The organism is Achromobacter piechaudii NBRC 102461, assembly GCF_001571245.1.
Classification (GTDB): Bacteria; Pseudomonadota; Gammaproteobacteria; order Burkholderiales; family Burkholderiaceae_B; genus Achromobacter; species Achromobacter piechaudii.
Genome location: NZ_BCTK01000006.1, coordinates 277563 through 291593, shown reverse-complemented (window position 1 = coordinate 291593; position 14031 = coordinate 277563). Strand labels below are relative to the sequence as shown.

Below are 14031 nucleotides of genomic sequence, written 5' to 3'. Positions count from 1 at the left end.
CCGTCGCCCCCATGAGCCTGCATCCCGATTCCTCGCTGACCCGTTTGTTCACCCCCCGCAGCATCGCCGTCGTCGGCGCATCCGCCACACCCGGCAAGATCGGCGCGATGCCCGTCAGCCTGCTGCGGCAACATGGTTATGACGGCCGCATCCTGCCCATCAACCCGCGCGCCGACAACATCCAGGGCTTGCCCACCGCGCCCGACCTGGCCGCGCTGGATGGACCAGTGGACCTGGTGATTCTTGCCGTGCCCGCCGCGCAGGCTGCGCAGGCGCTGGCATGCGCGCGGCCAGGCCAAGTCGGCGGTGCGGTCGTGTTCACGTCGGGCTTCTCGGAAACCGGCGAGTCCGGCGTCGCCATGCAGGCGGCGTTGTGCGACATCGCGCGCAGCCGGGGCATTCGCCTGCTGGGGCCCAACTGCCTGGGTTTCATGAACGTCCGCCACAACGTCTACGCCACGTTCTCGCCAGCGCCCGCCAACGGCGCGGTGGCGCCGGGCGGCATCGGCATGGTGTCGCAGAGCGGCGCGTTCGGGGCCTATGCGTACTGCATGGCGCGCGAGCGCGGGCTGGGCTTGTCGCACTGGATCAGCACCGGCAATGAAGCCGACATCGACGTGGCGGACTGCATCGATTGGCTGGCGCGCGACGCCGACACCCGCGTCATCATGGCCTACATGGAAGGTTGCCGCGACGGCGGCAAGCTGCGCCGCGCACTGGCCGCCGCGCGCGAGGCCGGCAAGCCCGTGGTCGTCACCAAGATCGGGCGCACGCAGGCGGGCGCCCAGGCAGCGGCGTCTCATACCGCCGCGCTGGCCGGCGACGACGCCGTCTACGACGCGCTGTTCCGCCAGTACGGCGCGTTGCGCGCCCGCAGCATCGAAGAATTCTTCAACCTGGGTTACGCGCTGGACACCTGGAAACAGCGCCCGGCCGGCAAGCGGCTGGGCATCTTCACGATCTCGGGTGGCGTGGGTGCGTTGATGGCGGACGAGGCGCAGGAGGCCGGCTTGTCGCTGCCCGAGCCCGACCTCGCCGCACAGGCGCGCCTGCTGGAACGCGTGCCGTTCGCCGGTCCGCGCAACCCCGTCGACGTCACGGGCCAGGTGGTGTCCGAACCCGGCCTGTTGCTGGCCACCGCCGACGACATGCTGGCCGACGGCCGCTACGATGCGCTGGCCGTCTTCCTGGCGGCAGCGGGATCGTCCGAAGCGCTGTGGCCCACCTTCGAGACCTTTGCCCGCGAAATGCGCGCCCGCCATCCCAACGTGCCGCTAGCCTTGTGCGCGCTGTTCCCCCCCGAACGCCGCCGCGAACTCGAACGCCTGGGCGCGCTGGTGTTCGTGGACCCCAGCGCGGCGATCCGAACGATAGGCGCGGTGTCCGGCTTGGAAGCGGGCGATGCAGTGCCTGAGCAGGTCGAGGACGCCGCCACATCCGATGCCGGCAGCAATGCCTTGTCCCGCTCCGGCCTGCAACGCGATGCCTACAACGAAGTGCAGGCCATGGAGGTGCTGCGCGAAGCGGGCTTGCCGGTGCCGGACTGCACGCTTGCTACGGACGCCGACGCCGCCGTGGCCGCCGCCGTCCGCCTCGCTGGACCCGTGGTTTTGAAAGTCGTGTCGCCTGACATCCTGCACAAGAGCGACATAGGCGGCGTCAAGCTGAACCTGTCCGGCGAAGACGCCGTGCGCGCAGGCTATGCAGCGATTCTGGATAGCCTGCGCCTGCATCGGCCCGATGCGCGGATCGACGGCGTGCTGGTCGCGCCCATGGCGCCCAAGGGCGTGGAGTGCATCGTGGGCGTGCACCGCGACCCGATCTTCGGGCCGGTGGTGATGTTCGGCCTGGGCGGCGTGTTCGTCGAAGTGCTTAAAGACGTCAGCTTCCGGCTCGCGCCCTTCGACCACGCCCAGGCGCGGGCAATGATCGGCGAAATCCAGGGCTATGCGCTGCTGCAAGGCGCACGCGGCGCGCCCCCGTGCGACATCGATGCGTTAGCCGATGCGTTGGTGGCGCTTTCGCGTTTTGCGCATGTGCATCGCAATGATTTTGCGTCGCTGGAAATCAACCCGCTGCTGGCGCTGCCTGAGGGACAGGGTGCGTTGGCGCTGGACGCTGTGCTTATTCCGAACACGGCGGTCGACGCGCAGTGACGTCAGGCTTGCGGATTGCGGATTCGCGGTTGGCGATGGGCGGTAAGCGTTAAGGTTGGCGGTTGTCGGCTGGCGGCTAGCGCGTGGCACAACGGTAGTTCGCGCAATCTGTCGTGATCGCCGAATCCCGGCTTCGGAAACGGGCAGGCTGTTGCGATAGCCGAATCCTGGCTACGGAAAGGCGCAGCGTGCCACAATCCCCGCAACCCACCTCCACAAGCAAAAGAGGGCGCCCGCAGGCGCCCTCCTGTTCCAGCAACGTGCCGATTACTTCAACAGCAACGCGTTCAAGCGCTTGACGAACGCGGCCGGGTCGGCGATTTGCGCGCCTTCGGCCAGCAACGCCTGATCCAGCAGCAGACGCGCCCACTGGTCGAACTCGCCATCTTCGGCAGCGCGGATGCGTGCCAGCAACGGATGTTCAGGATTGATTTCCAGCACCGGCTTGACGTTGGGCGCTTCCTGGCCGGCCGCCTTCAACATGCGCAGCAGGTGCGGGCTGAGTTCGTTCTGGCCCACCACCACGCACGCCGGCGAATCCACCAGACGCAACGTGACGCGCACTTCCTTGACCTGATCTTCCAGCGTCTTTTGCAGGCGCTCGACCAAAGGCTTGAAGTCTTCGGCCACTTCGGCCTGATGCTTCTTTTCCTCTTCGTCGGCCAGTTCAGCCAGGTCCAGGCCGCCCTTGGCCACCGACACCAGCGACTTGCCATCGAATTCGCGCAGGTAGGACAGCATCCATTCGTCCACGCGATCGGACAGCAGCAGCACTTCGATGCCCTTCTTGCGGAAGATTTCCAGGTGCGGGCTATTGCTGGCGGCGGCGAACGTGTCGGCCGTGACGTAGTAGATCTTGTCCTGGCCTTCCTTCATGCGCGACACGTAGTCGGCAAACGATACCGTCTGCGCCTGGTCGCCCGAATGCGTCGACGCAAAGCGCATCAGCTTGGCGATGCGTTCCAGGTTGGCGGAGTCTTCGCCCGCGCCTTCCTTGAGCACCTGCCCAAATTCGGCCCAGAACGTGGCGTAGTCTTCCGGCTTGTTCTCGGCCAGGTCTTCCAGCAGCGACAGGATGCGCTTGGCCGAGCCTTCGCGGATCGCGCGCACGTCGCGGCTTTCCTGCAAGATTTCACGCGACACGTTCAGCGGCAGGTCGGCCGAATCGATCACGCCGCGCACAAAGCGCAGGTACGACGGCAGCAGTTGGTCGGCGTCGTCCATGATGAACACGCGCTTGACGTACAGCTTCACGCCGTGGCGGCCGTCGCGGTCCCACATGTCCATCGGCGCATGCTTGGGCACGTACAGCAGTTGCGTGTATTCGCTGCGGCCTTCGACGCGGTTGTGCGTCCAGGCCAGCGGGTCGTCGTAGTCGTGCGACACCGTCTTGTAGAACTCGCGGTATTGCTCTTCGGTCACTTCCGACTTGCTGCGGGCCCACAGCGCATTGGCCTGGTTCACCGTTTCGAGTTCTTCGGTCTTGACCTGTTCGCCCTTTTCCTGATCCCACTCTTCCTTGGCCATGCGGATCGGCAAGGAGATGTGATCGGAATAGCGGCGCAGGATTTCACGCAGCTTCCAGCCGTTCAGCAATTCGTCTTCGTCGGCGCGCAGGTGCAGCGTCACGTCGGTGCCGCGCGTGGCCTTCTCGGCGGCGGCAATCGTGAATTCGCCCTGGCCGTCCGATTCCCACTGGATGGCGTCCGTAGCACCAGCGCGGCGGCTGACCACAGTGACCTTGTCCGCCACGATGAACGACGAGTAAAAGCCCACGCCGAACTGACCGATCAGTTGCGCGTCTTTTTGCTTGTCGCCCGTCAGCTGCGAGAAGAATTCGCGCGTGCCCGAACGTGCGATCGTGCCCAGGTTGGCCACGGCTTCTTCGCGCGACAGGCCAATCCCGTTATCCGAAATGGTGATGGTGCGGGCGGCCTTGTCGTAGCTGACCGTGATGGCAAGCTCGCCGTTGCCTTCCAGCAGCTCAGGCTGGTCAATGGCTTCAAAGCGCAGCTTGTCGCAGGCGTCCGATGCGTTCGACACCAGCTCGCGCAGGAAAATTTCCTTGTTGCTGTACAGCGAATGGATCATCAGGTGCAGCAGTTGCTTCACCTCGGCCTGGAACCCCAGGGTTTCGGACGTGGAAGACGTGGCGGTTTGGCTCATGGGTTTTATAAGAAGTCGAAAAAATTAGGGACGAAACGATCAGATAATCGCAAGCCAGGAAAGCCCGGCGGACCAGTGCCCGCGCGAGTTCCGGGAAACCCTGTTGATGTGGGGGCTATCGGAAACTTTTCAAGGCCGCTTCAAAATAGCGACAGAAGGCCGCGATACCGCGTCTTGGCTTGCAGCACCTCTTCACTGGCAGGCGCGGCCAGTTTCCCCTCGCGGATCAGCTTGCGGATATCGTCCATCCTGATTTCCTTAGTCTGCGGCGAACCCACCAGGAAATCCGCCGCCGCGCGATCGAGAATTCGGTAGATGGGGCTGAAGACAAGCTGGCTGCTGCCGGTTTCGTCTAAATAGAAAAGCTGCTCGCCGTTTTGCCAGACCGATCCAAAGCGGTGGTAGACGTCTCCCAGCTTTTGCCACTGTCCGACGGGCGCGTCGATCATGCGCTTGATCAACGTAGACCGGGAGATCAGCCCGCCTCGGCCGCCGCGCGACGATCCCCATGACTCTTCGCCTTGCAGAAATAGCAGGGTCTTGCCGTCCGTGAATACAAACGGCGACAGCGCGGTAAACCGGCCCGACGCAAATGGATCATCGCCCGCCCGCTCGATTCGCTGCTGCTGGCTGTTATAGAAATAGATTCCGTCCCGGCCCGCGAACAGCGCCTGGTAGATATGCTGGCCGCGATCGGTCAACAGCCGGTATGGGGCCTTAGCCGCATCAAATGCCTGCGCGCCCACATAAACCATGCCGTCGCGCGCATCGCGCAGATAGGTCTGCCGATCCATGTCGCCCACCTGGAACGCGGACAGCGCGGGGGCATCCGATAACGCAAGCCGCGTCTCATGAAAATAAACGCGCTTGCCATCGGCAAAATAATCGCGGCTGGGCCTGGTATCGCCGCCCTTGCTCAAGGGCAGTTGCCGCATCGTCGCGGGGCTGGCTTCAGGCATCTCGCGCCCCCGGTAAAACGCGCGGGCCCCATCGGTGGCCAGGTCGCCGTCCAATAACGCCCGATAGGGTTGAGCTCTGGCCGGCAACACGCGGTAGGGGTACAGATAGGTCTGCGGCTTGGGGCCATGCCCCGTCTTATACAGAATCGTCTGCCAGACTTCGCGCAGGGCGCCCAGGTCCGGGTTTCTTATCGAGAACATCGAACAGTAAACCGTCTGCTCGCCGTCGCTGAAATAACTGTTGCCGATAAATCGGGCTTTGTCTGGCGCCATGCCCGGCAGGATCAGATTGCCGCAATACACGTTGCGTTTATCTTTGGCCGCTTGGCGTCCGTCGAATACCTGTGTGGGAAATGGCTCGAAGCTGGCCGGGTCCGCCTCGTCCATCCGGTAATAGCCATTGCTGGGCACGGCGGCGTAGACATGGTCTTGATAACGCTTGTAGATGCTGGATCGATACGATTGCCCGTCGTCGGCGGACGCGTGGCCGTCATCGTCCAAGATCAGTATCAATAACGCCATCGGCAGGCCGGCAATCACTAAAGCCAGAACGATCCCGATCCATCTAGTGCGTTTCTGCATCTCTGTCCCGCCCGGCGGGCCCTCGTCGATATCACGTTGGTGGCGCGAAATTCTAGCAAGCGGCCCCGGGGCCATGCCCTGCGTTCATCTCGCAGGGCGGTCCGATGACTTCCCCGCTAAAATCGCGCACTTTCCTTCCCTCCCCCATCCGGCCGGCCTTATTCCGCCCATGCAACCCGCCTCCTTGTCCCAACCCGCCCCTCACGCGCCCGACGACGCGCCCAGCCACGATCTGGTCTACGGTCCCGACGACCGCCCCGCGCCGCCCGTCGCCTTCGTGGCCGCCTTGCAGCACCTGCTGGCCATCCTGGTGCCCATCGTCACCCCCGGCCTCTTGATCTGCCAGGCGCTGGGCGTCAGCAGCCGCGACACGACGCTGATCGTGTCCATGTCGCTGGTCATCTCCGGCATCGCCACCTACGTGCAGTGCAAACGCTTCGGCCCGCTGGGCGCGGGCTTGCTCATCGTGCAGGGCACCAGCTTCAACTTCGTCGGACCGCTGATCGCGGGCGGCTCGGTCATGGTCAAGCAGGGCACGCCGGTCGAAGCCGTCATGGCCGCGATCTTCGGCGTCGTCATCGCCGGATCCTTCGTGGAAATGGGCATCAGCCGCATCCTGCCCTTCGTGAAGCGCTTGATCACGCCCTTGGTCACCGGCATCGTCGTGCTGCTGATTGGCCTGACCTTGATCAAGGTCGGCCTGATCAGCATGGGCGGCGGTTTCGGCGCCATGGCCAACGGCACCTTCGCCAGCGCCGAGAACCTGACGCTGTCCGGCCTGGTGCTGGGCACCATCATCCTGTTGAACCGCGTGCCGGTCGTGTGGATCCGCAGCACCGCGCTGGTGCTGGCTTTGGCCGTGGGCTACATCGCCGCCGCTGCCATGGGCCGCCTCGACTTCACCGGCGCCCGCGAAGCCGCCCTGTTCCAGATCCCCGTCCCGCTGCACTTCGGCCTGGGCTTCTCGTGGGCGTTGTTCGTGCCGATGCTGATCATTTACCTGGTCACGTCGCTGGAAGCCATCGGCGACGTCACCGCCACCAGCAAGGTGTCCAAGCAGCCCGTTGAAGGCCCGCTCTGGATGCAGCGCATCAAGGGCGGCGTGCTGGTCAATGGTGCGAACTCGCTGCTGGCAGGCGTGTTCAACACCTTCCCCAGCTCGGTGTTCGCGCAGAACAACGGCGTGATCCAGCTGACCGGCATCGCCAGCCGCCACGTCGGCGTGTGGATCGCGGGCATGCTGATCGTGCTGGGCCTGTTCCCCAGCGTGGCCGGCGTGTTGCAGGCCGTGCCCGAACCCGTCCTGGGCGGCGCGGCCATGGTGATGTTCGGCGCGGTCGCCGCATCCGGCATCAACATCCTGGCCGGCATCCAGCTGGACCGCCGCGCACTGCTGATCATCGCCGTGTCGCTGGCCTTAGGGCTCGGCGTATCGCAAGTCCCGGAGATCCTGTCGCACCTGCCGCACGCAGTCAAAAGCGTGCTTGAGTCGGGCGTCGCCACCGGAGGGATTTGTGCCTTGGTGATGAACTGGTTCCTGCCGGAAAAGAAGTGATGCTGGGAGCGGGACGGGAAGGCTTTGCTTGAGGGCATGGCCACGTTCCGCTCTGGTCGGGCGGCCCCTGAAAAGGGGACGCCTGACAATTTCCGAAAGTTTGCATATAATCGCTGTCTTCGTTCTCCCGCAGCCGTCATCTGGACGTGTTCGCGACCCCCTTGCCCGGGTGGTGAAATTGGTAGACGCAGGGGACTCAAAATCCCCCGCCGCAAGGCGTGCCGGTTCGATTCCGGCCCCGGGCACCATGACCTCTTGTCGATGTTTCGCAAGACGGCAACAGCAGCAAACTCCCTCGTACACGCAAAAAAGCCAGACTCAACAATGAGTCACTCGCTGTCCTATTCGTTCGCGCGCCCGCGTCGCGACCCCTCTGAGCGATACTTCGGCAGGCCTTCATCCTGCACTGACGAGTGCGTACGTCGTCGCGCAGGCAAACCTCGATCGACAACCCCCGCATTGACATATCGCTAAATTCCGATATCATCGCCCCATGAATTTGCTCGAGATATTCAAAGCCCTCTCCAATCGCACGCGCCTGGACATCTTGCGTGGGCTAAAGGATCCGGCCAAGAATTTCCCGCCCCAAGATGAAGGGGATGTACATACCGTCGGAGTCTGCGTCAGTAGCATCCAGGAAGGCGTTGGACTCTCGCAGTCGACGGTGTCTGACTATCTCGCCACTTTGCAAAAGGCAGGCTTGGTCGAAGTGCGCCGCATTGGTCAATGGACCTATTACAAGCGGAATGAAGCGGCAATTAGCGCGCTGGCGGAGTTAATCGGTAAAGAGCTCTGATTTTTTTTGCCCCAACACATCGATATTTCCCGATATCCCTTTTTATCGAAACAAGGAACCACAATGAAAGCACTAGTACTTAGAGCATTTGGCGGCCCGAACTCCTTCGAGCTATCTGAAGTACCCAAGCCAGCACCGGCTGCCGGCCAAGTTCTTGTGCGGGTACACGCGACCTCGATCAATCCGCTGGACTATCAGGTTCGACGTGGAGACTACGCCGATCTGGTGCCGTTGCCGGGCATTACCGGTCACGATATATCGGGCGTTGTGGAAGCAGTCGGTCTGGGCGTGACGGCTTTCTCTGCTGGAGATGAAGTCTGGTACACGCCGCAAATTTTTGACGGCCCTGGCAGTTACGCCGAATACCATGTAGCGCCTGAAATCATCGTCGGCAAGAAACCTCCCTCGTTGAGTCATCTTGAAGCTGCCAGCCTGACGCTGGCAGGCGGAACGGCATGGGAAGCGCTAGTCGTGCGCGCCGGGCTGCGAGTGGGAGAGAGCATCCTGATACACGGCGGTGCCGGAGGCGTCGGGCACTTGGCGATCCAGCTTGCAAAGGCCATCGGCGCTAGGGTATTCACGACGGTGCGTGAAGCAAACTTTGAATTTGCGCGAAGCCTTGGCGCCGACGTTCTTATCGACTATGAAAAGGAAGACTATGTCGATGCCGTCATGCGCGCAACGGACGGCCAGGGCGTTGATGTGATCTTTGACACGATCGGCGGGGCCACGCTGTCTCGTAGTCCCGACGCGCTGGCTCAACTTGGGCGCGTGGTCACGATTGTAGATACTGCGCAACCCCAAAACCTGATTCAAGCCTGGGGAAAAAACGCCAGCTACCACTACGTATTCACCAGGCAGAATCGCGGCAAGCTCGATGAACTAAGCGCTTTGGTGGAACGTGGACAACTGCGGCCGCACATCGGTGCCGTGTATTCCCTAGCCGACATTCCGCTCGCCCATGCCCGGTTGGAAAGCCCTGGCAATGGTTTACAAGGAAAAATCGCAATTGCCGTTGTGCCACCGGATCATGCTTAAGATGCACATCTGACCTGCCACGTCCTCAATCCTCTCCCACGAATGTTTGACGGCAGCACTACGCCCTCGACACAATCACCGCATGAATTACGGTGAATACATCTGGCAATCGCCGCATTGGCCCAATTGGCAATATGACCTCCCCGCCCTGGCCGACTCCTTGGCGGCGGTCAGCCGCGAGCAAGGTCTGCTGCTGGGCCGTCTGGCGGACGTGGGCTTGGCTCTGCGTGGCGAGGCCAGCTTGGCAGCACTGACCGAAGACGTCGTGCAAACCAGTGCAATCGAAGGCGAGACGCTGAGCGTGGCATCGGTTCGTTCTTCCGTAGCACGTCGCTTGGGTGTGGAGATCGGCGCGTTGGCGCCAGTTGACCGCCATGTCGAGGGCATTGTGGACATGGTATTGGATGCCACCAGCAATGCGATGGCTACGCTGAACCACGAGCGTTTGTTCGGTTGGCATGCAGCCCTGTTTCCCACCGGCTACGCAGGCATCAGCACCATCCACGTGGGGGGCTGGAGGAACGACGCCAAAGGCCCTATGCAGGTTGTGTCGGGATCAATCGGCCGTGAGAAAGTTCACTTCCAGACGCCCCCCGCGCGCGCACTGGAAGCGGAAATGGCGCGCTTTTTTGGCTGGCTGAATGACGCTGCCCCGACACAGCCCGCCTTACTTCGCGCCGGCCTGGGTCATTTATGGTTTGTCACGCTGCATCCGTTTGACGATGGCAACGGCCGCATTGCGCGTGCTATCGGGGATCTTCTGTTGACGCGTGCCGATGGCAGCGCGCAACGCTTTTACAGCCTGTCTGCGCAAATCCAACGGGAAAGAAAGGCGTATTACGACATCCTGGAACACACGCAGAAAGGCGGCATGGACGTGACGCCGTGGTTGGCATGGTTTCTTGCGGCGCTGCTCAAGGCGATCAAGCGCGCTCATGTAGTGCTCGATCAGGTGTTCAGCAAGGCGAACTTCTGGCGACGGGCCGCGATCATTCCGATGAATGAACGGCAAATCAAAGTGTTGAACCGGATGCTGGATGGTTTTGAAGGAAAGCTGACGACGAGCAAATGGGCATCGCTTGCAAAGTGTTCGCAAGACACGGCGCTGCGCGACATAACCGAGCTGCTCCAATTAGGCGTCCTGCAAAAAGCCGCTGCGGGCGGACGTAGCACGCATTATGAAATCGTCCCAGGCCGCTAAGCCTTGCTACGATCTCGTGGACGCATACGCAGGGTTCAAAAGGCCTGCCAGTGGCTTCAGAGGGATACTCTGCTTGCCCCCGCAACCCGCCCGCTGCTGGGAAACCCCTAAACAATCCGGCAAGCATCCCCAAACGCCAATCTGGGCAAACGCTCATGCATTGCCGACCGCTCGCCATATCCCAGGTTGCACAGGAAGTTCACCTCGACACCGCCCTGCGGAAAGAAACGTTCGCCGACGCGGTCAGCATCAAAGCCGCCCATCGGCCCACAATCCAGGCCCAACGCGCGCGCGGCCAAGATGAAGTAACCCGCTTGCAGGCTCCCGTTCTTCAAAGCGGCTTCCCGGGTTGCGGCGGGGCTTTGGGTGAACCATTGCTTTGCCTGCGGCTGATGCGGATATAGATCGATCAGCCTGTCGGCGAATTGCAGGTCGTAGCCCAGGATGGCCGTTACAGGCGCACCCTGGGTCTGCCGAATATTGCCGTCGTCCAGGCAATCGATCAGCGCCCTTCTTTCTGTTGGACTCGTCACAAAGACGATACGCAGCGGCTGGCAGTTGGCGGACGTCGGCCCCAGGCTTGCCAGTTCATGGAGCTGCGCCAGCATCGACGTAGGCACCGGCGTGTCGCGCCAGTGGCGCACGGTGCGCGCCGACAGGAACAGCCGGTCCAGGCCGCAGTTGCCCACCCCATCTTCCCACGGGGTAGCTGACAGCGCTTCTGCGGGATCAAACATGGCGCGGGTCTCCGCCGCGCAACAGCTTGCCCGGGAAATTTCCCGTGGCCAGACCCTGCTCAAAAATCGGCACGCCGTTGACCAACGTGGCCAGGTATCCGTCGGCGCGCTGCACCAGCCTGCGCCCGCCGCCCGGCAAATCGAACACCATCTCCGGACAATGCACGCGCAATGCCTCGGGATCGATGATGTTCACATCGGCCTTGTAGCCGGCCCGCAGCAGGCCGCGATCCGCCAGACCGTACACCATCGCCGTGTCGTGCGTCTGCCGCCGCACAACGTGTTCCAGCGCAAGCAAGGGGCCGCGGCGACGATCCCGCGTCCAGTGCGTCAACATGAACGTGGGCAGGCTGACGTCGCAGATGTAGCCACAATGGGCGCCGCCATCCGACAGGCTGTTGACGGTATTGCCGTGCTGCATCAACTGATGCAGATGGTCCAGGTTCTCGTAGGAATAATTGAACGAAGGATAGTAGAGAATGGCGTGCCCGTCGTTCTCCAGCATCAGGTCATACACGATCTCCAGCGGCGCCTGCCCGGTGCGCTGCGCCATCGCCGCCACGCTTTCCTCTGGCAGGGGTTCGTAGTCGGGTTCCTTGCCCAGCCGGAAGATCTTGTGGAAGCTGCTGAACAGCGTCTCGGCGCGACGATCCAGCAACCCGCGCTGCTCATTCATGATCTTGCGGCGGGTCTCCGGCTCGCGCAGGCGAGCCAGCTTCTCGGCAAAGGGCAGTGCCTGCAGAGCCTGGTAGCTCGGGTGCGCAATAAAGGGATGCAGCGAGCTCTGCCATGAAAACAGAATGCCCAGTGGACGCCCGCTGATGCCGGCCAGCAATGGCACGCCTTCGTCGCGCGCCTGATCCAAGGTCCGCAGGATCTGTTTCCAGACGTCCGGCGCCGCGTCGGTCTGCTGAAGATTGAACAAGACGGGCAGGCGATTATGGCGAGCCAGTTGCTCCAGCCAGGGAAGCTCCGCTTCCATCGCAGGATGGTTGGCCGTCATCTGGAATACGCCGTGGCCGACCTCTCCCATGACCGATCCCAGCGCGCTGATTTCTTCGCCGGTGGCGAACGTGCCCGGCGGATATTTGCGGTCGTCGTACTTATGCAGAAACGTGCGCGACGTGGAAAAACCGACAGCGCCGGCCACGAGGGCCTCTCGCACTACTGCGCGCATCGCCAGCAGATCCTCGGGCGATGCTTCATCGTGATGGATTGCCCGCTCGCCCATGACATAGGCGCGCACCGCGCTGTGCGGAATCTGCGCTCCGATATCCAGTGCCTTGGGGCGCCTGTCCAGCGCATCAAGATACTGGGGAAATGTTTCCCAGTCCCACTGTATTCCTTCGGACAGCACCGAGCCGGGGATGTCCTCCACCCCCTCCATGACCTTGATCAGCCATTCGCGACGATCAGGCTTGACCGGTGCGAAGCCGACGCCACAGTTGCCCATGATGGCGGTCGTGACCCCGTGCCAAGTCGAGGGACTGAGATATGGGTCCCAGGTTGCCTGGCCATCGTAGTGGGTATGGATATCCACCCAGCCGGGCGTGACCAGCGCGCCCTGCGCGTCGATCTCGCGCAAGCCCGGTCCGGCCTTGCCTCCCGCCTGCGTCACCCGTCCGCCGTCGATAGCCAGGTCGCCGGCCTGGGCCGGGGCGCCTGACCCGTCCACTATCGTGCCCCCACGTATCACTAATTCGTGCATCCCATGCTCCTTGCAGCCGTCTCCGACCTGTTATTCCAGCACCAGCCCAATCCGCTTGATGACCTCGCCCCACCGCTGGCTGTCGCGCCGCACAATGGCCGAAAACTCATCCGGCCCCGCCCCGCTGACTTCGTTGCCCAACGACTCGATCGACTGACGGACGTCCGGCTGCTCCAGCGCCGCGCGAAACACCTTCGCCACTCGCTCGGAAAGCGCCGGCGACATGCCGCCAGGCCCGAAAATTCCCTGCCAGCCCACGATGTTCAAACCGGAGATGCCCTGCTCTTCAAGTGTGGGTAAGTCGGGCAGTACGCTCAGCCGACGCTCGGTGGCGGGACCCAGCAGCTTCACCTTGCCGGCCTTGGCGTTTTCCACCGCCGTCGCCGTGCCATCGAAATAGATCTGCACATCGCCGGCCAGCAACGCCCGGCTGGCGTCAGCGGTCCCTTTGTAGGGCACGTGGACGATGTCCGTTCCGGTCTGCATCTTGAGAATTTCGCCGTTCAGATGCGACGTCGATCCCAGACTGTATGAGGCGTAGTTGAGTTTTCCCGGATGCGCTTTCGCATACGCGATCATCTCGGCCGTGGTGGAAAACGGCGTGTCTTTGCCGGCTACCAGCACCGTCGCCGACCGCACCACCTGGATGACAGGCGTGAAGTCCTTGACCGGGTCATAGGACAACTTCTTGTAGATATGGGGATTCTGCGTATGCGTGACGACGATGGTGTACAGCAAGGTATTGCCGTCGGGTTTGGCGCGCGCGACGTCCTGCGCACCAATCATCGTGCTGGCGCCCGGTTTGTTGTCGACGATGATGACCGCGCCGGTCTGCTGCGTGACCTTTGCCGACAGCATCCGCGCCAGCGCGTCGGAACCCGAGCCGGCAGGAAACGGCACAACCAGACGTATCGGCTTGCCTGCCACCGGCCAGGCCTCGTCCGCCCCGGACGCCGCGACGACCATCCCTGAACAGGTCAGCGCCGCCAACGCCGCGACGCCATTCCTGCCCGCCCTACGTAAGAAAGGCTTGATTCTCATATTGTCTCCTCGCCGAGGTTGGCGCCGTCGCGAAGATCGCGCGGCACTCTGATGGTCTGTCCGTCCGGCCGGTTTCAACCGATGCAGGCTCC

General features: G+C 62.7%; 10 protein-coding genes and 1 tRNA gene. 6 read left to right on the top strand and 5 right to left on the bottom strand.

The genetic code is table 11. The features are described from left to right. Positions 1 to 11: 11 nt before the first annotated feature. Positions 12 to 2156 (top strand): acetate--CoA ligase family protein, encoded by a 2145-nt coding sequence (locus API01S_RS13480; RefSeq protein WP_061304788.1) that lies wholly within the window; start codon positions 12 to 14, stop codon positions 2154 to 2156. 267 nt (positions 2157 to 2423) lie between these two features. On the opposite strand, the gene htpG is transcribed toward API01S_RS13480, so the two are convergent. Further along, positions 2424 to 4322 (bottom strand): molecular chaperone HtpG, encoded by a 1899-nt coding sequence (gene htpG / locus API01S_RS13475; RefSeq protein WP_061304786.1) that lies wholly within the window; start codon positions 4320 to 4322, stop codon positions 2424 to 2426. Positions 4323 to 4462: 140 nt separating this feature from the next. Then, positions 4463 to 5863 carry a DKNYY domain-containing protein gene (locus API01S_RS13470; protein WP_061304784.1) on the bottom strand — a complete coding sequence of 467 codons (1401 nt, stop codon included), beginning with the start codon at positions 5861 to 5863 and terminating at the stop codon, positions 4463 to 4465. 169 nt (positions 5864 to 6032) lie between these two features. On the opposite strand from API01S_RS13470, the gene API01S_RS13465 reads away from it, so the two are divergent. The 5 genes from API01S_RS13465 (at position 6033) to API01S_RS13445 (ending at position 10453) form a co-directional block, all read left to right on the top strand. Then, positions 6033 to 7418 carry a uracil-xanthine permease family protein gene (locus API01S_RS13465; protein ID WP_050729644.1) on the top strand — a complete coding sequence of 462 codons (1386 nt, stop codon included), beginning with the start codon at positions 6033 to 6035 and terminating at the stop codon, positions 7416 to 7418. Between the two features lie 163 nt (positions 7419 to 7581). Continuing rightward, a tRNA-Leu gene (locus tag API01S_RS13460) sits at positions 7582 to 7666 on the top strand. A gap of 245 nt (positions 7667 to 7911) precedes the next feature. After that, entirely contained in the window at positions 7912 to 8214 is a 303-nt protein-coding gene (locus tag API01S_RS13455) for an ArsR/SmtB family transcription factor (RefSeq protein ID WP_061304782.1), read from the top strand. A gap of 63 nt (positions 8215 to 8277) precedes the next feature. Continuing rightward, on the top strand, positions 8278 to 9252 hold the full coding sequence (locus API01S_RS13450) for a zinc-dependent alcohol dehydrogenase family protein (protein ID WP_061304781.1): 975 nt from the start codon (positions 8278 to 8280) through the stop codon (positions 9250 to 9252). Positions 9253 to 9334: 82 nt separating this feature from the next. Further along, on the top strand, positions 9335 to 10453 hold the full coding sequence (locus API01S_RS13445; protein WP_061304779.1) for a Fic family protein: 1119 nt from the start codon (positions 9335 to 9337) through the stop codon (positions 10451 to 10453). Between the two features lie 107 nt (positions 10454 to 10560). Here API01S_RS13445 and API01S_RS13440 read toward each other — a convergent pair whose 3' ends face one another. The 3 genes from API01S_RS13440 to API01S_RS13430 are packed head-to-tail and all read right to left on the bottom strand — an operon-like array spanning position 10561 to position 13888. Further along, on the bottom strand, positions 10561 to 11190 hold the full coding sequence (locus tag API01S_RS13440) for a malonic semialdehyde reductase (RefSeq protein ID WP_254598444.1): 630 nt from the start codon (positions 11188 to 11190) through the stop codon (positions 10561 to 10563). Continuing rightward, positions 11183 to 12898 (bottom strand): N-acyl-D-amino-acid deacylase family protein, encoded by a 1716-nt coding sequence (locus API01S_RS13435; protein WP_061304777.1) that lies wholly within the window; start codon positions 12896 to 12898, stop codon positions 11183 to 11185. Before API01S_RS13435 ends, API01S_RS13440 begins: the two co-directional genes overlap by 8 nt. 30 nt (positions 12899 to 12928) lie before the next feature. Further along, positions 12929 to 13888 carry a Bug family tripartite tricarboxylate transporter substrate binding protein gene (locus tag API01S_RS13430; RefSeq protein WP_231689358.1) on the bottom strand — a complete coding sequence of 320 codons (960 nt, stop codon included), beginning with the start codon at positions 13886 to 13888 and terminating at the stop codon, positions 12929 to 12931. Positions 13889 to 14031 lie beyond the last annotated feature (143 nt).